This is a genomic window from Spirillospora sp. NPDC048819 (assembly GCF_040650055.1).
In the GTDB taxonomy this organism is placed as follows: Bacteria; Actinomycetota; Actinomycetes; order Streptosporangiales; family Streptosporangiaceae; genus Spirillospora.
This window is the reverse complement of the sequence record NZ_JBEZGN010000005.1, coordinates 129,975-150,231: the sequence shown is the minus strand read 5'-3', so window position 1 is coordinate 150,231 and position 20,257 is coordinate 129,975. Positions and strand designations below refer to the sequence as shown.

Here is a 20,257-nt window from a genome sequence, read left to right as displayed (position 1 = left end):
GCGTCCACACCCTCCAAGCTACGAACCGGACAGGAGGCGTCACATCAGCCGCGCGAACTGTTCCCGTCCCCTCCTCCGGGATTAGGGGATGTCCCTTAAGGGCTCGTCACGGCCGGCCGGCGTTGTGGTCGGCGACGAGTTCGGGGAGGGCGGCCAGGTCGTCCAGGACGAACAGGCAGCCGCGCAGGGCCTCGGCGTCCTGCTGGATGTGCCCCCAGGGGCCGCGCCGCAGGAACGCCGCCTGCATCCCGAACGCCAGCGCGGGGCGGACGTCGTTGTCGATGCGGTCCCCCACGTACAGGACGCGGTCGGGCAGCACGTCCGCTATCTGGGCGCAGCGTTCGAAGAACTCCTGCAACGGTTTCTGGACGCCCCACACGTCGGAGATCCCGACCACGTCGGCGTCCAGCCCGAGCGCCGCCATCTGCTCGGCCGCCTCCACCGGCTGGTTGCCCGCGATCCCGACGTAGAGGCCCTGGTCGCGGATGCCGGACAGGCAGGCGCGGGCGTCCGGGTACAGGTCGTCGGGCCCGAACCCGTTCGGGACGCCCGCCTCCAGGCGGCCGCGTTCTTCCTCCTCCAGGTCGAACCCGGGGCGGAAGTACTCGAAGAGATCCATGTGGGTGCCGCCCGTCGCGAGCACCGCGCCCAGCTTGGTGAGGAACGTGTGCCTCGGCACGCCCAGCCAGTCGGCCCAGCGCCCGTAGATCTCCCCCTCATTGATCAGCGTCTCCCCGATGTCGAAGAAGACGGCCTGAACCGCACGGGGGGCCGGGAGGTCGTCGGTCACGGGCGGGCCAGGTCCGCTGAGGCGCCGGGGGCGAGGCGGGTGAACTCCTTGCCGAGTTCCTTCCCGGCGCCGGCGATGACGCGGTTCATGACGTCGAGGCCGATGTCGTTGAGCAGGCCGTCGTGGATGGCGAAGGCGCGTCCCGGGTTGACGGCCCGCGTGTACTCGTACAGGTCGACCGCCTTCATCCAGGGGGCGTTGCCGGGCAGGCACAGCGTCGGGACGGGCTCGGACGGGACGGTCAGCGCGTCGCCCGGGTGGAAGACCTCGCCGTCCAGCATGAACCCGACGTTCGGGATCGGCGGCAGGTCGGGGTGCATGATCTCGTGGTCCTCGCCGTAGACGTGGACGTCGAACCCGGCGACCGTGACGGCGTCGCCGTGGCCGACCTGGTGGACGCGTCCGCCGAGGTCGGCGAGGTTCTCGGCGACGACGCGGGACGTCCACACCTCCAGGGAGGGGCGCTCGGCCATCGCGGCGCGCAGGGCGTCGGCGTCGAAGTGGTCGAAGTGCTCGTGGGTGATCAGGACGGCGTCGGCGGCGGCGAGGGCGCCGGACGCCCCGCTGAACGTGCCGGGGTCGATGACGACGGTCCGGTCGTCCTTGGTGATCTGGACGCAGGCGTGTCCGAGCTTGGTGAGACGCATCAGGCGATTTTCCCACGCCGGTTTCCGGCACCGGATGCCCGGCCCCATTGACCGGCCCCCCGCCCGTTGATAGAACACGTTCTAATTCCGGGCGCGAACCGGTGCAAGGAGGCGGCGCGATGCCCGTTCCCGACCAACGCGACTCCGAGGTCACCCGGCGGAGCCTGACCGACTGGCTCGGCCGGCATCTGCCCGGCGTGCGAATCCCCCACCTGGAGACCCCGCAGACCAGCGGCTTCTCCAACGAGACGCTGATGTTCGACGCCGAATGGACCGGCGGCGACGGCGCACGGCGCCGGGAGCCGTTCGTCGCGCGCGTCGCCCCGGTGAAGTACCAGATCTTCCCCGAGCCGCGGTTCGAGGAGCAGTACCGGCTGATGCGGATCCTGGACGAGCGCACCGGCATCCCGGTGCCGCCGATCCGCTGGTACGAGCCGTCCGAGGACGTGCTGGGCGCCGCGTTCTTCGTGATGGGGCGCATCGACGGCCGCGTCCCGACCGACATGCCGCCGTACCACATGGACGGCTGGGTGACCGAGGCCCCGCAGGCCGAGCGGGCCGCGATGTGGTGGTCCACGCTGGAGATCATCGCGGACCTGCACCGGCTGGACGTCGGCGAACTCGGCCTCGGGTTCCTCGACCAGCCGGCCTGGGGCGCCCCGGGCCTCGACCAGCGGCTCAACTATTACGAGCACTACCTGCACTGGGCCTACAAGGGGCCGCAGGAGACGGCGCTGAAGGCCCTGGCGTGGCTGAAGGCCAACCGGCCCGACGAGCCGGACGCGCCCGTCGCGCTGTGGGGCGACGCGCGCATCGGCAACGTGATCTTCCAGGCGGGGGTGCCGGCGGCCGTCCTCGACTGGGAGACCGCGGCGCTCGGCGCGCCCGAGGAGGACCTCGCCTGGTTCATGTTCCTCGACCGCCACCACTGCGAGGGCGTGGGCGCGGCACGGCTGGACGGCTTCCCCTCCTACGCCGAGACGATCGCCCGCTACGAGGAGCTGCTCGGGCGCCCGATGCGGAACATGGCGTACTACGAGATCCTCTCCGGCTTCAAGTTCTCGGTGATCATGGCCCGGATCGGGCAGGCGATGATCGACTTCGGCTGGATCGACGAGACCGCCGACTTCCCCTACGACAACAACTGCACGCAGCTGCTCGCCCGCATCATGGAAGGGGACCGGTGACGCTCTCGCCGCTCGACGACTACCCGATCCACCAGGCGCCCGAGGTGATGCGGCACGTCACGACGTCCGACCGCAACTTCTACGACCGCTACTACTTCAACGTCCACCCCTGCTCGGACGAGATGATGTTGATCATCGGGATCGGGCAGTACCCGAACCTCGGGGTCATGGACGCGTTCGCGGTCGCGCGGCGCGGGCCGGTGCACAAGGTCGTCCGGGCGTCCCGCGAGCTGGGCGCCGACCGCATGGACACCACGGTCGGCCCGTTCCGCGTGGAAGTGATCGAAGGGCTGAAGCGGCTCAGGGTCGTCCTTGACGAGAGCGGACACGACATCGGCGAACACGGCCTGGCGTTCGATCTCACCTGGGAGGGGACGATCCCCGCAACGCTGGAGCCTCCGCACTACCTGCGCTGGCAGGAAAGGGTCGTGTTCGACTCACGGCGCCTCGCGCAGACCGGCCGCTGGACGGGCACCATCACGATCGACGGCGAGACCATCGAGGTCACTCCCGACCACTGGTGGGGCTCCCGGGACCGCTCCTGGGGCATCCGCCCTGTGGGCGAGCCGGAACCGCCCGGCATCCAGGTCAAGAACGCGGGCACGTTCTACTGGCTGTACACGCCGATGCAGTTCGAGGACCACTCGATCCTCTGCATCGTCCAGGAGGACGAGAAGGGGCGCCGCATCCTGGAAGAGGCCACCCGCGTCTGGCCCGACCGGGAACCCGAGTTCCTCGGCCGCCCCGAGTACCTGCCGGTCTACGCCGAGGGCACCCGCGACGTGGTCAGCGCCACGCTCCGGTTCGCGCCGCCGGGCGGCGAGCCGTTCGAGATCCGCGCCACGCCGATCCTGCCCGTCCACCTGATGGTCGGCACCGGCTACGGGCTGGAGCCCGACTGGAAGCACGGCATGTACCAGGGCCCCGACCTCAAGGTGCAGGGCGTCAGCTACGACACCCGCAAACCCGAGGACGCCGCACGCATGTGGGGCATCGTCGACGCGGTCGGGCGGTACGAGTACGTGAACGGCGCGCAGCCCACCGGAGTCACGACCGGATACGGCCTGTACGAGTACTGGGCGCTCGGCCCCCACCCGTCCTTCCCCGAGTGATCGATCTGCCAGACTGGCGACCGTGACGGACCCGCCTTCGCCCGACCCCCCGAGCGAGGAACGGCCGTCCCGGGAAGAACTGGACCGGCAGGTGCGCGACCGCTACGGAAACTGGCGCGATCAGCCGCGTGGCCTGGCCTGCGCGGTGATCGCCGCCTTCATGGTCCTGACCACCGCGGCGTTCGCGTTCGCGGTGGTGGCCGTCGTCATGGCGATGAGCTGAGGGTCACGGCATATGAGCTGAAGCCGGGGCGCCGACCGGATCGGCGCCCCGGCTTCGCAAGCTCGGCTCGGGGGTCTACGCCTGGGTCCCCTCGGACCCCTCCGCGATGGTGAACGCCACATCGCCCTGCGGGTCGACCTGGGCGTCCAGGGTCTTGTCGTCCAGCATCTCGGCGACGCCGGGCTCCAAGTACACCTTGGCGCCCTCCTCCTCGACGACCTGGTCGCCTGCCTCGGGGGCCGGGGCGACCGAGAGCCGCAGGGCGTCCGAGCCGTCGAGCCCGGACTCGATGCGGATGCCGGTCTCCGGCGGAAGCTCCGGGTTCGCGGTCACGGTACGTATGACCTGGACGGCACCGCTGGTCAGCGTGAGCACGATCAGCTCCTCACGTCTCTATCTTTCTCGGATCGGATCTGCCCCACCCTCCCCGATCCTCACGACGGTAAACATCGAGGCGTGATCGCGCGGTTCCGGCCCGCCACCGCCGCCCTGCCGCCGCCCGGCCCGGCGCCGTCAGCCGGCGGTCGGGGCCAGAGCGCGGACGGCCTCGGCCTGGGAGAGGCCGCCGCCGGGAACGACGGCGAGCACGGGCGTCGTAAGGCCGCTGTCTGCGTACTCGCGGACGCGAGCGCGGCACCGCTCCGGGGACCCGTGCACGATCAGGTCGTCGACGACCTCGTCCGGGATGACCTCCAGGGCCTTCTTCCGGTCGCCGGCCGCCCACGCCTCGTTCATCGGGCGCAGCGCCTCACCGCGTCCGAGCCACTCGTGGAACGCGCGGTAGACGGGGACCGTCATGTACGCGGCGATCATCCAGCGGCCGATCGCGCGTGCCTCCTCGGCGTCGTCGGTCGGGCAGACGAACAGCCGCGCGATCAGTTCGAGGTCGTCGCCGATCTCGCCGCGCACCGTCCGGACGTCCTTGGGGGCGAGCCAGTTGGTGATCGCGCCGTCGGCCTCCCGGGCGGCGAGCCGCAGCATGCCGGGCCGCAGCGCCGCGAGGACGATGGGCGGCGGGGTCGCGGGGGCGTTGTCCAGCTTGAAGCCCTTGACGGCGAAGGTGTCGTACTCCTCCTTCACCTTCTCGCCGGCGAGGGCCGTGCGGAGGAAGCGCAGCGTGTCACGGGTGCGCTTGTAGGGCTCCTCGAACGGGATGCCGTTCCAGCGCTCCACGATGGTGTCGGACGAGGTGCCGATGCCCAGCACGAACCGTCCGGGCGCGAGGCCGGCGAGCGTCGCGGCCTGCTGCGCCAGCAGCGCGGGACCGCGCGTGTAGACCGGCACGATCGCCGGGCCGAGGCGCAGCCCCGGGTCCCACTGCGAGGCGAGCGCCAGCGGGGTGAACGCGTCGGTGCCGTTCGTCTCGGCGGACCAGGCGTCGGTGTACCCGAGCGCGGACAGCCCCTCGACGATCTCGCGGTGCTCGGGCAGGGAGAGCCCGGTCATCGGAATGGTCAGTCCCCAGCGTGACATTCTCGCCTCCTCAGGCGATCGAGGCGCGGATGGTGGCGCCGCCGTCCACGACCATGGTCTGCCCCGTCATCCAGGACGACGCGTCGCCGGCGAGGAACACCGCCGCGTTCGCGATGTCCTCGGGCTCGCCGAGGCGGCCGAGCGGCATGTGCTTGCTGATCTCCGCCTCGTTGGGCTCCCACAGCGCACGGGCGAGGTGCGTCTTGACCAGGCCCGGCGCGATGCAGTTGACGCGGACCTTCGGAGCCAGCTCCATCGCGAACTGCCGGCTGAGGTGGATGACGGCGGCCTTGGTGGCGTTGTAGTACCCGATGCCGTGCTCGGTGATCATCCCGCCGACGGAGGCGATGTTGATGACGGCGCCGCCGCGCTCGGCCAGGGACGCGCGCAGCGCGAGCTGGGTCCACTGGACGATCGCGAACTGGTTGACCTCGACGGTCTTCGCGGCGGCGGCGGGCTCGATGTCGGACATCGGCCCGTAGTAGGGGTTGGTCCCGGCGTTGTTGACGAGGATGTCCAGGCCGCCGAACTCGGCGACGGCGGCGTCCACGCACGCGGCGGCCTCGTCGGCGTGGCCCACGTGCGCGGCCTTGGCGAGGACGCCGGCGTCCGGGTACGCCTTGCCGATCTCCTTGGCGACCTCGTCGAGCGCCTCCTGCTTGCGCGAGGAGAGCACCACGTTGGCCCCCTCGGCGGCGAACGCGGTGGCGATCGCCTTTCCGATTCCCCGGGAAGCCCCGGTGACCAGGGCGGTCTTCCCCTGAAGTCCAGTCCGCATCCGCGCTCTCCCTACGTGTCCGCACCCTGTGGGCAGCTTCGGCAGAATCCGACTCGGTTCACTGTACCGGAAGTGACTGACGAGTCAGTTACCTGGCCCGGCGGTCCCGGACGGGCCGGGTCCGGTCCCGCTCACCGGACACGCCGGGTTCGAGCGATCGCTTGGTTGTTACGCTGCGCCCGGTACCGGATGTGGGCGGTACCGGATGAGGGAGGAGCCGCGTGACCACGACAAAGGAACGTCGTCCGGCGATCGAGGGCTGGTACACCGCCGAAGGCGGCGACGTCCGGCTGCTGGGCACCCGCTGCGCGTCCTGCGGAACGCCGTACTTCCCGCGCAACGAGCTGGCCTGCCGCAACCCCGGCTGCACGGGACCGAAGGACGGCTCCGAGCTGGAGCCCTACGCCCTCTCCGGACGCGGCCGCATCTGGTCCTACGCGGACTCGCGCTACAAGCCGCCGCCGCCCTACGTCTCCCCCGACCCGTTCGTCCCCTACGCCGTCGCCGCCGTCGAACTCGAAGCCGAGCGCATGGTCGTCCTCGGCCAGGTCGCCGCCGGCCACACCGTCGACGACCTCGCCGTCGGCATGGAGGTCGAACTGACCGAAGGCACCCTCTACGAGGACGACGAAGCCGAGTACACCGTCTGGATGTGGAGGCCCGTGCGATGAGCCGCGATATCGCCGTCCTCGGTGCGGGGATGCATCCGTGGGGCAAGTGGGGCCGCAACTTCGTCGAGTACGGGCTGGCGGCGGCGCGGGCCGCGCTGGCCGACGCCGGGCTCACGTGGCCGGACGTCCAGTACGTGGCGGGCGCGGACACCATCCGCAACGGATATCCGGGGTTCATCGCCGGCGCGACGTTCGCGCAGGCGCTCGGCTGGTCGGGCGCGCGGGTGTCCAGCTCGTACGCGGCGTGTGCCTCTGGGGCGCAGGCCATCAACTCGGCGCGCGCGCAGATCCTCGCGGGCCTGTGCGACGTGGCGCTGGTCGTGGGCGCCGACGCCGCGCCGAAGGGGTTCTTCAAGCCCGTCGGCGGTGACCGCCCGGACGACCCCGACTGGCTGCGGTTCCGGCTGCTCGGCGCGACCAACCCGATCTACTTCGCGCTGTACGCCCGCCGCCGCATGGCGATGCACGGCGCGACACTGGACGACTTCGCCGCGGTGAAGGTGAAGAACGCGCGGCACGGGCTCGCCAACCCGAACGCCCGGTACCGCAAGGAGGTGACCTTGGAGGACGTCCGCGAGTCCGCCGTGGTCGCCGACCCGCTGCGGCTCCTGGACATCTGCGCCACCAGCGACGGCGGCGCCGCCCTGGTGCTGACGTCGATGGACTTCGCGCGCCGGCACGGCATCACCAATCCCGTGCGCATCCCCGCGCTGTCCACGGTCACGCCGACGTTCCCCAAGACCGTCCTGGACCTGCCCGACTTCGCGACGGACTCGGCGATGACGGCGGCGGTGCCCGAGCGTCCGTTCCGGTCCGCGATCGCGCACGCCGCCTACGAGGAGGCCGGGATCGGGCCGGGCGACCTGTCGCTCACCGAGGTGTACGACCTGTCCACGGCCCTTGAGCTGGACTGGTACGAGGACATCGGCCTGTGCGAGCCGGGCGGCGCCGAGGAACTGCTCCGGTCCGGCGCCACCGCTCTCGGCGGGCGCATCCCCGTCAACCCGAGCGGCGGGCTCGCGTCCTTCGGCGAGGCGATCCCGGCGCAGGCCATCGCGCAGGTGTGCGAGCTGACCTGGCAGCTGCGCGGGCAGGCCGAGGGCCGCCAGGTCGAGGACGCGCGGGCGGGCATCGCGGTGAACCAGGGCCTCTTCGGCCACGGCTCCGCCACCATCGTCATCCGGTAGCCCGGGGCGGCTGGTGGCTACGCGACGGTGAAGCCGTCGCAGCCGATGTAGTAGGCGTCGCCGTTGGCGTGGGCGTGGAGCCAGACGATCGTCCAAACGCCTTTTTCGAGCCTCGGGTCCGTCCCGGCGCCGGATCCCTCCCACACGAAGTCGTCCGGATAGGTGAGGTCCAGCCCGGCGCTGCCGGCCGGGTACAGATACGGCTTGCTGTTCATCCATCCGGGCCCCGCGCTGCCGTGCGGCCCCGGCGGACGGAGCTGGGCGACCACGTAGTAGCCGGACGGCGGGTCATACTTGAAGACCATGCTGAATCCGACGGTCTCGCCGGTGTGGGGCCGGCGTGGCGCCGAGACCAGCAACCGGTGGGCGAGCACCTCGTCCTCGGGACGGATCGCGGGCAGACAGGTGCCGTCCTTTTCGGAGTACTCCACGATGCGGAAGTCCGCGGTGGGCTGCTTCACCAGGATCTTGTCCGGCGGACGGCCGTCTCCGCGGGGCGTCCGCCCCGCGGGCGGGCTCCCCGTTGCCGTGGGGGTGCCCGTCTCTCCGCTGCTCGTCCCCTGCCCGTTCCGGGCCGCGTTCGCGCCGCTCTGGCCGTCGTCGCCGTTCAGGACGGACCTGGCGACGAAGGCGCCGCCGAGGACGACGGCGACCACCCCGGCGCCCGCCGCGACGACGGCGGCGCGCGACCGCAGCCTCGTTCCTCCCAGCGTGTTCGTCGCGGTGCGGTCGGACGGGGCGAGGCCGTACGCGGCGGCGTCCGCGAGACTGGCGGGCACCGGCCGCGGGTCGCCCACCAGCCGCCGGTAGTCGGGATCGGCGGCGAGGGCGACCGGGGAGGCGGCCATCTCGATCAGCCGCTCCAGCGCGATCCGGGAGCCGGGCTCCTTCTCGGCGCACAGCCGGACGAGGCCGGCGACGCGGGGGTCGGCTCCGTCCAGGTCGATGTCGCCGTCGAGGGTGCGGTGGATGATGGCCTCGATGCGGCCGCCGCCGAACGGCGGGCGGCCCGTGGCGGCGTAGGCGACGGTGCCGGCGAGGGAGAACACGTCCGACGCGGGGACGGGCTCCTGCTCGCGGACGACCTCGGGCGCGACGTAACCGGGGGTGCCGTTCCACGCGCCGGTCTGGGTGATCTGCGTCTGGCCCTCGCCGCGCGCGATGCCGAAGTCGATCAGGCGGGGCCCGTCCGGGGCGAGGATCACGTTGCCGGGCTTGAGGTCGCGGTGCTGGACGCCCTGCCCATGGATCTCCAGCAGCCCCTGGGCCAGGGCGGCCAGCAGCCGCAGGCAGGTGTCGGGCGGCAGCGGCCCGCGCTCGGCGACGGCCTGGCGGAGCGTCGGGCCCGGAACGTACTCGGTCGCCAGCCAGTACGGCGGCGTGTCCAGCCCGGCCCCGACCATCGCGGCGGCGAACCGGCTGCGCACCCGTTCGACCGTGGCGACCTCGCGGCGGAAGCGGGCCAGCGCCTGCGGCCCATCGAAGTCCTCGCGGATCACCTTGAGGGCGATGTGCCGGCCGCCGCCGGTGAGGCCCAGGTACACCTGGCCCATGCCGCCCGCACCGATCCGGGCTATCAGCGGATACCCGCCGATCTCGGCGGGGTCTTCGGGACGCAGTGGCTCCACGTCAGCGGCTCCCGGGTCCTACGCGCATGCCGTCATGATCTCACCGCCGGCGGCCCGGCGGCGGCCGAACGCGGCTCTCAGCGGGCCTTGCGGGCGACGTGGAGGGCCCAGGCGATGAGGGGCGCCTGGAACGGGAGGCGGCCGTAGGCGGCGGCGCGCATCGGCAGCGGCTTGTCACGCCAGTCGCGGGCCATCTTGACGTTGGCGGGGAAGACCGCCGCCATCAGGCCCGCCGTGGCGAGCGCCCCCGCCTTGCGGGTGCGCGGGTAGGCGACGGCGGCGGCGCAGGCCAGTTCGGCGACGCCGCTGAGGTGCGTCCAGGTCCGCGCGCGGCCGGGGAGCCGCTCGGGGACGATCGCGTCGAACGGCCTGGGGACGATCAGGTGCAGGGCGCCCATGCCCGCCATGAGCGTGGCGAGACGGCGGGACGCGTGCGACGAGTCGGTCATGACCGGAGTCTCGCAGATCGGACGACGCGTCCAATAGTGCCGGGGCGAAGAAGGCGGCCGAAATGGCGCGGTGTGACCGAAGTCACCGTCCGAAAGGTGTGTGACCTGCGGCGTAGCGGTCACGTGACAGGTGTCGCACGAACGTTGCCTGGACGTTCCCGACAAGCTCCAGGGACGGTCGCCGCGGCCGGGGGGACCGCCGCGGCCGTTCCTGGACCGGCGCCGGCCGGCTCCGGGACTGGCGGGGGCCGTCCCGGAGCCGGAGGGGTCGCGTCAGAGGGGGTCGGGGAGTTTTCTGACCTCCTCGATGATCTGCGGCATCGCCTCGTTGTTGCGGCGGATCCAGTCCAGCAGGAAGGCGACCTGCTCGTCGGTGTAGCCGTCGAGGCGGTCGCGGAAGAGGCGCCTGATCGGCTCGAAGTACCGGGCGAACTCCGCGACGTTCTCCTCGACGAGCTCGACGATCACGCGCCGGCGGTCGTCGGGGTCGCGGGTGCGGCGGACGTATCCCGCCTTCTCCAGCCGGTCGATCACGGCGGTGATGGCGCCGCCGGTCGTGATGCCCATCAGCTGGGCGAGCCGTCCGGGGGTCTGCGGCCCGTCGAGCGACAGCGCGTTCACGCACTGCGCGTCGGTGACGTTCATTCCCGCCTTGCTCGCGGTGGCATGGTGCAGCAGCACCGTGAACATCGTGCTGCGCTGCATCGCCATCTGCAGTTCGCCCGCCATCCGCTCCCGCTCCGGAGTCGTCACGCCCACCCTCCCACTTTTCTCCCAGACAGAGAGACTCAGTTCAAGAGCGACTCTTTGGAGGAGATTCTAGTGGGTCGGTGCGCGTCCGGGCACGGCGGGTGGCCACCGTGTGTGGCGAAGCCGACATCCTGGATGATCACTGCACCCCGGGGCGACCTCTAAGATGACTTTATTAGGGCCACTAACAGAGGTCCGTCTGTGGCCCCGAATCCCACGAAGGTTCGGGGCCGACCCTTATCCGGGCGCTTGTCCCGGGGCGCTCACCATCCTGCCGGGCGCCGCTACCCTCGGGCTCCCTCCGCCTCCTCGGCGATCTGCTTCGCCCAGCGGTAGTCGGCCTTGCCCGCCGGGGAGCGCTTCATCTCCTCCACGAAGGCGTAGACGCGCGGCACCTTGTAGCCCGACAGCTCCTTGCGGCAGTGCGCGTCCAGGTCCTCGGTCGCGGGCGGCTCGCCACCGCCGGACGGCTGGATCACCGCCGCGACCCGGTTGCCCCAGCGCGCGTCCGGGACGCCCGTCACGACCGCGTCGTACACGGCCGGATGGCCCTTCAGGACGGCCTCGACCTCCTCCGGGAACACCTTCTCGCCGCCGGTGTTGATGGCCTGCGAACCCCGGCCGTACACGGCGATCGCACCGTCCTTCTCCACGGTGGCGATGTCGCCGGTGAGCAGCCAGCGCCGCCCGTCCACCACGGGGAACGTCTTCGCCGTCTTCTCCGGGTCGTTGTAGTAGCCCTGCGCGATGTACCCCGTCCGCGCGACCTGCCCGATGACGCCCGACCCCGGCTCGACCGGCCGGAGGGCGTCGTCCAGGACGGTGACGTCCTCCACGTCCGGCGCGAACCGCAGGCCCTTCTCCGGCGTCGACCCGGCCACCGCCTCGGCCGTCGAGCCCGACTCCGTCGACCCGAACCGGTCCAGCGTCATCGTGTTCGGCAGGAGCTCCTGGATGCGTGCGCGGACGGTCCCGGTGAAGATCGCGCCCGTGGACACGAACGCGAACAGCGACGACGTGTCATAGCCGCCGCGCGCCAGTTCGTCCGCCATCGGGATCGCCATGGCGTCGCCGGTGATCGTCAGCGAGTTGACCTTCTCCCGCTCGATCGTCCGCCACACCTCGGCCGCGTCGAACTTGCGCGTGTACACGAGCGTCGCGCCCATGAACCAGGCGATCCACGTGGCGAGCTGCGCGGCGCCGTGCATCAGCGGCGCGACCGGCATCATCACCAGCGGCCCGCTGTTGCGGGCGTTGCCCACGATGTCCTCGGGCTTCGACGGACGCGGAAGCGACGGGTTCCAGAACGCGTGCAGGATCTGCTCGGTCGACCACATGACGCCCTTCGGCATCCCGGTCGTCCCGCCCGTGTAGATGATGTAGAGGTCGTCGGGGGAACGCGCCGGGAAGCCCCGCGTTCCGTCCGCGTCCCGCACCGCCTCGTCGTAGCCGACCGCACCCGGGATGGACGGCGCGCCGCCCACCGCGATGAGGTGCTTCAGCTCAGGCACCTCCGGGGCCGTCGCGGCGACCCGGTCCTCGAACTCGACGTCGTACAGAAGCGCGACGCTGTCGGAGTCCCGGTACACGTAGAGCAGTTCGCTCTCCACGTACCGGTAGTTGACGTTGATGGGCACGGCCCGGATCTTCAGCGTGGCCAGCAGCGCGGCCGCGTACTCGATGCCGTTGTAGAGCTGGACGGCGACATGCTGGCCGGGCCGGACGCCCGCGTCCGCCAGGTGGTGCGCGAGGCGGTTCGCGTGCTCGTCCATCTCGGCGTAGGTGAGGCGCTGGTCACCGCAGATCAGGGCCACACGGTCCCCGATCGCGTCCGCGACTCCCTCGAACAGATCAGCGTGGTTGTACTCCATCGGACGTCCCTTTCGGGGGTCTGGGGGGCACCCCCCAGAGGATTCGGGGGTCAGGGTTTGTCGCTGCCGACTATCCACATCGCGAAGAACTGGGCGCCGCCTCCGTAGGCGTGGCCCAGCGCGCGCCGCGCGCCGTCCACCTGATGGTCGCCGGCCTGCCCGCGCACCTGCAGCGCCGCCTCGGCGAACCGGATCATCCCGGACGCGCCGATCGGGTTGGACGACAGCACGCCGCCGGACGGGTTCCACGGGATGTCGCCGTCCATCGCCGTCGCCCCGGCCTCGGTGAGCTTCCAGCCCTCGCTCTCACCGCAGAACCCGAGGTTCTCCAGCCACATCGGCTCGTACCAGGAGAACGGGACGTACACCTCGGCGCAGTCCAGCTCGCGGCGCGGATCGCTGATCCCGGCCTGCCGGTACACGTCCGCCGCCGCGTCCTTGCCGCCCTGCGGGCTCACGGAGTCGCGCCCGGCGAACATCATCGGCTCCGACCGCATCGACGTGCCGTGCACCCACGCGGGCGGGTTCGGTGCCTTCTTCGCCGCGTCCTCTGAAGCCAGCACCATCGCGCACGCCCCGTCCGACGACGGGCACGTCTCCAGGTAGCGGATCGGCTCCCACAGCATCGGCGTCGACTCGACCATCTCCCGCGAGATGCCCGGGATCTTCAGGTGTGCGTACTGGTTCCGCAGCGCGTTCTCCCGGTCCTTGACCGCGACCAGCATCCCGATGTGGTCGGGGGCGCCCGCCCGCCGCATGTAGGCGCGGATGTGCGGGGCGAAGTAGCCGCCCGCGCCCACGACCAGCGACGTCGTGAACGGCGAGTTCACGGTCAGCGCCCACGTCGCGTTCGACTCCGACTGCTTCTCCCACGCCACCGTGAGGACGCGCTGGTGCACGCCGCCCTGGATCAGGCCCGCCGCGACGATCGCCGTGGACCCGCCGACCGAGCCGGCCGTGTGCACGCGCATGATCGGCTTGCCCTTGGCGCCCAGCGCCTCCGCCAGGAACGTCTCCGGCATCATGACGCCCTCGAACAGGTCGGGGGCCTTGCCGACGACGACGGCGTCGATGTCCTTCCAGGTCAGGCCGGCGTCGTCGAGCGCCCGCCGGGCCGCCTCACGCAGCAGCCCCGCCATCGACACGTCCAGCCGCTTGGTCCTGTACGCCGTCTGCCCGACGCCGATGACCGCACACGGGTTACTCATTCGCTTCTCCCGACAGCACGCAGACGAGGTTCTGCTGGAGGCAGGGGCCGGACGAGGCGTGGCCGAGGGCCCTGGACGCCGTCCCGTCGTGGATGCGGGCCGCGGCCTCGCCGATCCGGATCAGGCCCGCCGCCATCATGGGGTTGGCCGACAGCGCGCCACCGGACGGGTTGACCGTCACGTCGTCGCCCAGGCCGAGGGCCTCGCGCAGGATGAGCTCCTCATGGCTGAACTGCGCGTGCAGCTCGGCGACCTCGACGCCCGCGGCGCCCGCCTTCTCCCCGGCGATGCGCGTCGCGTCCGAGCGGGTCAGGTCGCGGACGCCGGGAGCGTGCGCCTCGGTCCGGTGGTCGATCCCGGTGATCCACGCGGGCCGCTCGCACAGCTCCCGTGCCTTGTCCCCGGCCGCGAGGACGATCGCCGCCGCGCCGTCGGTGATGGGCGCGACGTCGTACGGGTGCAGCGGAGCCACGTCGTAGCCGCCGTCGTCGCCGTCCCCGGGCTCCGGCAGGTGCAGCGCGAACGGGTTGTCCCGTCCGGACGCCCTCGACCGTGCCGCGACAGCGCGCAGGTCGTCCTCCTTGGCGCCCGACCGCTCCATGTAGGCGCGTGCCTGGAGCGCGGCCAGCGACACCTGGTCGATGCCGAGCGGCGCCAGGTGGTACGGGTCGAGCTGCTGGGTGAGGATCGTGCGCAGTTCCCCCTGCGACGACTTCCCGAACCCGTACACGAGCGCCGTGTCGATCTCGCCGTGCAGCAGCTTCACCCACGCCTCGTACAGCGCCCACGCGGCGTCCATCTCGACGTGGCTCTCGGAGATCGGCGGCCACGCGCCCACCGCGTCCAGCGCCGACACGAACGAGAACGGCGCGCCGGCGAGGTAGTCGCACGACCCGGAGCAGGTGAAGCCGAACTGCTTCAGTCCCGTCTTCTCCTTGATCCCGGTGATGACCGGCGCGAGCATCTCGATCTCCGCCAGCCCCAGGTCTTCGCCGGAGTGATGGCTCTGCGTGAAGGCGACCACCGCGATCTCGCGCATCACATGAAGTCCTTGATCTCTTCGAAGGGGACGTCGGGCTCGTCGATGGGCTCGAACCACTTGATGTTGCCCATCGACCGTTCCCACTCCTCGCGGGGACGCCACGCCGCCTTGACCCGCATGCCCATCCGGACCTGGTCCGCCGGGACGCCGGCGACGAGCGTCAGCATCGTCAGCCCGGCGCCGTCCAGGAGCACGTAGCCCGACACGAACGGCACCTCGGGGGCGCGCGGGTCGGGGATGTTGTTGACGGCGAAGGTGGTGACGGTGCCGGTGTCCGGCAGCTCCACCTCCTCGGTGGTGGGGACGCCGTCGCGCGGGCACAGGCCCTTCATCGGGACGATGACCTGCTCGCACACCGGGCACCGGTGGCCGAGGATCTTGCCCTGCGAGATGCCCTCCAGGAACCGGCCGAGCGCCTGGCCGCCCTTCAGCGAGTACTCCAGCCGCGTCGGCGCGTTGATCAGCGTGACCTCGGGGAGGAAGCACTCGATGTCGCCGATCCCGCCGGTGCGCTCGGCCCGCCACCTGGGGCGGACGCGCATCCCGGTCTTGAGGAACTTCGGCGGGTCCGCGCCCTCCTCGAAGACGCCGAGGTCGAGCGCGTGCAGGAGCGCGGTGTCGGCGCCGTCCGGCCGGATCAGCGCCCACGCGAAGGGGCGGTCGAGCGGATGCTCCTTCGCCGGACGCGGCACCCACGACCATGTCGTGACCGTCCCGACCGGGCCGACCTCGACGAACTCGTCCGTCACGTCCTCGCCGGTGTCGGGGTCGTACTCCGACGGCGGGACGAGCACCCTGCCGTCAGCCGTGCGGACGCCGACGAGCCGGCCGTCGCGCAGGTCGCTGAGGAACCGTCCGATGACGGGGCCCACCGAGCGCGTGTAGCCGCCGGGGAACTCCAGGACGTGGTTCGGCCCAGTGTTAGATGGCCCCGTGTTAGATGGCACTGCCGCGGTCCTTCCAGTACGGGTCCCTGAGCTTGCGCTTGAGGAGCTTGCCGTTCGGTTCGCGCGGCATCGTCTCGATGTAGTCGATGGACTTCGGCCACTTCATCTTGGCGAGCCGGCCCTCCAGCGACGCGAGGATCTCCGCCGTCAGCCCGTCGCCGGGCTCGACGCCCTCGGCGGGCTCCACGACGGCCTTGATCTGCTCGCCCCACTCGTCGTCGGGGATGCCGAACACGGCCACGTCCGCGACCTTCGGGTGCATGGTGATCTCGTTCTCGATCTCGGCCGGGTAGATGTTCGCGCCGCCCGAGATGATCATGTCGGCCTTGCGGTCGGACAGGAACAGGAACCCGTCGTCGGTGAGGTAGCCGATGTCCCCGACGGTGAAGAAGTCCTTGAGGCGGTTCTTCTCCGTCTTCTCCTTGTCGCCCTTGTACTCGAACTCGACGCCGGCCATCTTCATGTAGATCGTGCCGTGCGTCCCGGCCGGAACGGGCTCGCCGTCGTCGTCCACGATGAGGAGCTCGCTGATCGGCCAGGCGTTCCCGACCGTTCCGGGATGGGCGCGCCAGTCGGCGGGGCTCGCGATCGTCCCGCCGCCCTCGGTGGCCGCGTAGTACTCCCAGATGCAGTCGCCCCACCAGTCGAGCATTTGCTGCTTGATCGGCACCGGGCACGGCGCCGCAGCGTGGATCGCCCACTTCATGCTGGACACGTCGTACCGGGACTTGACGTCGTCGGGCAGGCCGAGGAGCCGCTTGAAGTGCGTCGGCACCATGTGGGTGTTGCTCACGCCGTGTTCCTGGATCATTCTCAGGGTGTCCTCGGCGTCCCACCGGTCCGTGTAGACAAGGGTGTGCCCCATGTGCAGGGCCGTGCCGCCGAACTGGGTGACGGCCGTGTGATAGTTCGGCGAGGTGATCAGATGGGCCTGCTGCTCGCCGCCCGCCGGGCGTCCCGGCGTGATGCCGAAGAGGCCCAGCAGGAACGTCATCAGCTCGGCGCTGTCGTCGGGGTCGATGCCCATCAGCGCCCGCTTGACGCCCTTCGGCCGCCCGGTGGTCCCGGACGTGTAGTGCATCGTCGCCCCGTTGCTCCGGTCGTCCGGAAGGGTGTCGGGCTGCCCGTCGACGAGTTCGCCGTACGGGCGGAACCCCTCGACGCTCCCGAACGCGAACCGCCGGTGAGCCTCGATCTCCTCGGCGGCCGCCACGCCTTCGGCGGCGTACCGCTCATGGACGAAGAACGCCTTGGCCTCGGCGTCGGAGACGATGTACGCGATCTCCGGTCCCGCCAGATGCCAGTTGATCGGCGTGTAGTACCACCCGGCCTGCAACGCCGCCAGGTACAGCACCAGCCCGTCGACGCCGTTCGGGACGAGCCCGCAGATACCGTCGCCGTTCTTGAGGCCGAGTGCGCGCAGTCCGTGGACGAGTCTGTTGGAGCGGGCCAGCAGATCGCCCGCGGAGTACTTCGTCCCGTCCGGATCGACGGCCGCGACCCACTCGGGATCGGCCTGCGCCAGCCGCCAAAAGCCCAATGACCCCATCGGATCTCCCTACGTAGCACGATGAGCGCCGTCAGCACGGTGAGCGCCGTCACACGGCGACGCCCCGGCGTCCAAAGTAGATCACGTTCTCGTTTTGCAGATCAACCCCTACCGGTAGGGCGGCTGCTTAACTAGAATCTGTTCTCGTTTGACATCTAAGCTGGAGGAACCATGGCGGAACGGCTGCCGATCAGCACCGAGCACTGCATCGTCGAGCGCGACGGCCACGTCGTCATCGTCACGATGAACCGGCCCGAGGCGCGCAACGCGCTCAGCTCGTCCATGCTGGTGGGCCTCGCGGACGCCTGGGCCTACATGTCCGACACCCCGGAGATCCGCGTCGGCATCCTCACCGGGGCCGAAGGCACATTCTGCGCCGGCGCCGACCTGAAGGCCATGGGGCAGACGCCGTCCGATCCCCGCGTCCAGGAGCGCATGGCCCAGATTCCCGACTTCCACTGGAAGGGCCTGCTGCGCGAAGGCCGGCCCACCAAGCCGCTCATCTGCGCCATCGAGGGCTACGCCGTCGCCGGCGGAACCGAACTCCTGGTCGGCACCGACCTGCGCGTCGTCGCCGAGGGCGCCACCCTCGGCCTGTACGAGGCGAAGCGCGGCCTGTTCCCCATGGGCGGCTCCGCGATCCGGCTCCCCCGCCAGATCGGCTACGCCAACGCGATGGACATCCTGCTCACCGCCCGCTCGGTGACCCCGCAGGAGGCCCTCGGCATGGGCCTGATCAACAAAATCGTCCCGGACGGCACGGCCCTCGCCGCCGCCCGCGAACTGGCCGACCAGATCGCCGAATGCGGCCCGCTCGCCGTCCAGGGCATCCTGCGCACGTACCGCGAGACCGAGCACCTGTCCGAGGAGGACGCCCTCAAGATCTCCGACGAGATCGGCTGGCCCGTCATCGGCTCCGAGGACGCCAAGGAAGGCTCCCTCGCCTTCAAGGAGAAGCGCCCCGCCGCCTACAAGGGCAAATAACGGTCCGTCCGAAACCCCGGCCCGGGTTTCCGGGCCTCTCTCCGTGGCACGGCTGAACGCAACCGAGTCACGGAAGGACTGAGCAGGCCATGGCCTCGCACCTTGGACGCAGGCGGCACGAGACCACGAAGGAGGCACCCCGCCGGCGGCTCTGGCCCGGCAGGACACAGACGCCGCCGGCGGACGACACGGCGAAGACCGTCGTGGTCAAGCGCAAGCCGCGGCGGTGGCTGCGCAGCAGGCAGAACCCGGTCAGTGCGATGATCATGGCGGCCGGCTGGGCGGCCGCCGCGATCCTGGCCCTGGGGATACTGCTCACCTGGGGCAACGCCAACCCGGGGAACGTCCTGGTGGACGCCATCCTCGACGCGGGCCGCTGGCTCGCCACGCCGTTCCACGACGTCTTCACCCGCACCGACCCCGAGCAGCAGCTCTACATCAACTGGGCCCTCGCCGGCGTGGTCTACTACGTCCTCGCCCGAGCCCTGTCCTGGATGACGCGCTTCTGACCGCGGGTCCGACGCTCGCCAGAAGTACCGAGGGGTTGAAGCACGCGCGCCGCCGCGCCCAGGGGGATTGGGCGCGGCGGCGGCGTTCGGGGAAGGTCAGTCTGATTCGGTGATGGTGTTGAGGCGTTCGATGGCCTCGACGTACTCCTCGATCAGGTCGTAGACGACCTGGGCGGCGGGCTTGACCTGGTTCATGGAGCCGACGATCTGGCCGACGGGGAACGTGACCAGCTCGCCGTCGCCGGAGCGGGCGATGCGGGGCAGGGCGTCCGCGATCAGCATGAACTGCATGGGCATCGGGAGGTAGCCGGGGGACTTCTCGCTCTCCCACGCCTCGGTCCACGCGGACTTGAGGAAGCGGGCCGGCTTGCCCGTCCAGGCCCGGGACCGGACGGTGTCCCTGGACGTCGCCTCGAGCAGCTTCGGCAGGGCGCGTTCGGGGGTGTCGGCCTCGTCCACGGTCAGCCAGATCGAGCCGGTCCAGACGCCGTCGGCGCCGAGGGCCATGCCCGCGGCCATCTGCCGGCCCCGCCCGATGCCGCCCGCGGCGAGGACGATCGTCTCGTCGCCGACCGCGTCCACGACCTCGGGGATCAGCACCATCGTGGCGACGTCGCCGGTGTGGCCGCCGGCCTCGGTGCCCTGGGCGACGATGATGTCGACGCCCACGTCGACCTGCTTGCGGGCGTGCCGGGCGTTGGAGGCGAGCCCGGCGACCTTGACGCCGTGCTCGTGCGCCTCCGCCACGATGTCGGCCGGGGGCGGGCCGAGCGCGTTGGCCAGCAGCGCGATCGGGTGGCGGAGCGCCACCTCGACCTGGGGCCGGGCGGTCTGGTCCGTCCAGCCGAGCAGCGCCTTGGTGGCGGTCTCGGTGGACGGTTCGACGCCGTGCTCGGCGAGCAGGTCCTCGAGGAACCTGCGGTTCTCCGCGGGGATCATGCCCTGCAGCTTGCCGAGCAACTCCTCTGCGTCGCCCAGGTCACCGCCCTCGTACTTGGCCGGCATCACCGTATCGACGCCGTAGGGCTTGCCGCCGACGTGCTCGTCGATCCATTTGAGCTCGAGTTCGAGCTCCTCGGGGGAGAAATGGAGGGCGCCGAGGACGCCCATGCCGCCTGCGCGGCTCACCGCGGCGACGACGTCGCGGCAGTGACTGAACGCGAAGATCGGGTACTCGATGCCGAATAGTTCGGTGACTCGTGTCCGCACAACCTCGACCCTAGGCCCGCTCAAGCAAAACTGCAACAGGTTC

The 20,257-nt window shown here is 70.9% G+C and carries 21 protein-coding genes; 7 read left to right on the top strand and 14 right to left on the bottom strand.

All coding sequences use genetic code 11. From position 1 onward, the window contains the following. Positions 1–106: 106 nt before the first annotated feature. Positions 107–790 (bottom strand): HAD family hydrolase, encoded by a 684-nt coding sequence (locus AB0C35_RS10070; RefSeq protein WP_358452673.1) that lies wholly within the window; start codon positions 788–790, stop codon positions 107–109. Further along, positions 787–1,437: an MBL fold metallo-hydrolase gene (locus AB0C35_RS10065; protein ID WP_358452671.1), complete on the bottom strand. Its 651-nt coding sequence runs from the start codon at positions 1,435–1,437 to the stop codon at positions 787–789. Before AB0C35_RS10065 ends, AB0C35_RS10070 begins: the two co-directional genes overlap by 4 nt. A gap of 119 nt (positions 1,438–1,556) precedes the next feature. Between AB0C35_RS10065 and AB0C35_RS10060 the strand changes: the two genes are divergently transcribed. From AB0C35_RS10060 to AB0C35_RS10050, 3 genes are read left to right on the top strand one after another with little or no spacing between them, the layout of a single operon-like run. Then, positions 1,557–2,624: a phosphotransferase family protein gene (locus tag AB0C35_RS10060; RefSeq protein ID WP_358452669.1), complete on the top strand. Its 1,068-nt coding sequence runs from the start codon at positions 1,557–1,559 to the stop codon at positions 2,622–2,624. Next, positions 2,621–3,736 (top strand): hypothetical protein, encoded by a 1,116-nt coding sequence (locus AB0C35_RS10055; RefSeq protein WP_358452667.1) that lies wholly within the window; start codon positions 2,621–2,623, stop codon positions 3,734–3,736. Before AB0C35_RS10060 ends, AB0C35_RS10055 begins: the two co-directional genes overlap by 4 nt. 22 nt (positions 3,737–3,758) lie before the next feature. Then, positions 3,759–3,959, top strand: coding sequence for a hypothetical protein (locus AB0C35_RS10050; RefSeq protein WP_358452665.1), 201 nt, complete (start codon positions 3,759–3,761; stop codon positions 3,957–3,959). Between the two features lie 75 nt (positions 3,960–4,034). Here the strand turns inward: AB0C35_RS10050 and AB0C35_RS10045 are convergent, their stop codons facing one another. The 3 genes from AB0C35_RS10045 to AB0C35_RS10035 form a co-directional block, all read right to left on the bottom strand. After that, complete coding sequence (locus AB0C35_RS10045; RefSeq protein WP_358452663.1) at positions 4,035–4,334, bottom strand: Fe-S cluster assembly protein HesB; 300 nt, start codon at positions 4,332–4,334, stop codon at positions 4,035–4,037. Positions 4,335–4,472: 138 nt separating this feature from the next. Next, complete coding sequence (locus AB0C35_RS10040; RefSeq protein WP_358452661.1) at positions 4,473–5,432, bottom strand: LLM class F420-dependent oxidoreductase; 960 nt, start codon at positions 5,430–5,432, stop codon at positions 4,473–4,475. Positions 5,433–5,442: 10 nt separating this feature from the next. Beyond that, positions 5,443–6,210, bottom strand: a complete 768-nt coding sequence (locus AB0C35_RS10035; protein ID WP_358452659.1) for an SDR family oxidoreductase — start codon at positions 6,208–6,210, stop codon at positions 5,443–5,445. Positions 6,211–6,431: 221 nt separating this feature from the next. Here AB0C35_RS10035 and AB0C35_RS10030 point away from each other — a divergent pair, with 221 nt between their 5' ends. Together AB0C35_RS10030 and AB0C35_RS10025 are read left to right on the top strand one after the other, a co-directional pair. After that, complete coding sequence (locus AB0C35_RS10030) at positions 6,432–6,881, top strand: OB-fold domain-containing protein (protein ID WP_358452657.1); 450 nt, start codon at positions 6,432–6,434, stop codon at positions 6,879–6,881. Next, positions 6,878–8,068 carry a lipid-transfer protein gene (locus tag AB0C35_RS10025; protein ID WP_358452655.1) on the top strand — a complete coding sequence of 397 codons (1,191 nt, stop codon included), beginning with the start codon at positions 6,878–6,880 and terminating at the stop codon, positions 8,066–8,068. Before AB0C35_RS10030 ends, AB0C35_RS10025 begins: the two co-directional genes overlap by 4 nt. A 17-nt stretch (positions 8,069–8,085) precedes the next feature. Here AB0C35_RS10025 and AB0C35_RS10020 read toward each other — a convergent pair whose 3' ends face one another. The 8 genes from AB0C35_RS10020 to AB0C35_RS09985 all read right to left on the bottom strand — a co-directional run bounded on the left by AB0C35_RS10020 (position 8,086) and on the right by AB0C35_RS09985 (position 17,512). After that, positions 8,086–9,696, bottom strand: coding sequence for a serine/threonine-protein kinase (locus AB0C35_RS10020; protein ID WP_358452653.1), 1,611 nt, complete (start codon positions 9,694–9,696; stop codon positions 8,086–8,088). Positions 9,697–9,773: 77 nt separating this feature from the next. Next, positions 9,774–10,145 (bottom strand): hypothetical protein, encoded by a 372-nt coding sequence (locus AB0C35_RS10015; RefSeq protein ID WP_358452651.1) that lies wholly within the window; start codon positions 10,143–10,145, stop codon positions 9,774–9,776. A 273-nt stretch (positions 10,146–10,418) separates the two neighbouring features. Beyond that, on the bottom strand, positions 10,419–10,898 hold the full coding sequence (locus tag AB0C35_RS10010) for a MarR family transcriptional regulator (protein WP_358452649.1): 480 nt from the start codon (positions 10,896–10,898) through the stop codon (positions 10,419–10,421). A 281-nt stretch (positions 10,899–11,179) separates the two neighbouring features. Beyond that, positions 11,180–12,766: an acyl-CoA synthetase gene (locus tag AB0C35_RS10005; protein WP_358452647.1), complete on the bottom strand. Its 1,587-nt coding sequence runs from the start codon at positions 12,764–12,766 to the stop codon at positions 11,180–11,182. Between the two features lie 50 nt (positions 12,767–12,816). Further along, positions 12,817–13,974, bottom strand: coding sequence for a thiolase domain-containing protein (locus AB0C35_RS10000; protein WP_358452645.1), 1,158 nt, complete (start codon positions 13,972–13,974; stop codon positions 12,817–12,819). Beyond that, on the bottom strand, positions 13,967–15,013 hold the full coding sequence (locus tag AB0C35_RS09995; RefSeq protein ID WP_358452643.1) for a thiolase domain-containing protein: 1,047 nt from the start codon (positions 15,011–15,013) through the stop codon (positions 13,967–13,969). The genes AB0C35_RS10000 and AB0C35_RS09995 overlap by 8 nt, the downstream gene beginning before the upstream one ends. After that, a complete protein-coding gene (locus AB0C35_RS09990; protein ID WP_358452641.1) occupies positions 15,013–15,963 on the bottom strand; it encodes an OB-fold domain-containing protein in 951 nt (316 codons plus the stop codon). Before AB0C35_RS09990 ends, AB0C35_RS09995 begins: the two co-directional genes overlap by 1 nt. Continuing rightward, entirely contained in the window at positions 15,953–17,512 is a 1,560-nt protein-coding gene (locus AB0C35_RS09985; protein WP_358452639.1) for an acyl-CoA synthetase, read from the bottom strand. The genes AB0C35_RS09990 and AB0C35_RS09985 overlap by 11 nt, the downstream gene beginning before the upstream one ends. 171 nt (positions 17,513–17,683) lie before the next feature. Between AB0C35_RS09985 and AB0C35_RS09980 the strand changes: the two genes are divergently transcribed. Beyond that, positions 17,684–18,496, top strand: coding sequence for a crotonase/enoyl-CoA hydratase family protein (locus AB0C35_RS09980; RefSeq protein WP_358452637.1), 813 nt, complete (start codon positions 17,684–17,686; stop codon positions 18,494–18,496). A gap of 89 nt (positions 18,497–18,585) precedes the next feature. After that, positions 18,586–19,005 carry a hypothetical protein gene (locus AB0C35_RS09975; protein ID WP_358452635.1) on the top strand — a complete coding sequence of 140 codons (420 nt, stop codon included), beginning with the start codon at positions 18,586–18,588 and terminating at the stop codon, positions 19,003–19,005. 96 nt (positions 19,006–19,101) lie between these two features. On the opposite strand, the gene AB0C35_RS09970 is transcribed toward AB0C35_RS09975, so the two are convergent. Further along, positions 19,102–20,214 carry a nitronate monooxygenase family protein gene (locus tag AB0C35_RS09970; RefSeq protein WP_358452633.1) on the bottom strand — a complete coding sequence of 371 codons (1,113 nt, stop codon included), beginning with the start codon at positions 20,212–20,214 and terminating at the stop codon, positions 19,102–19,104. Positions 20,215–20,257 lie beyond the last annotated feature (43 nt).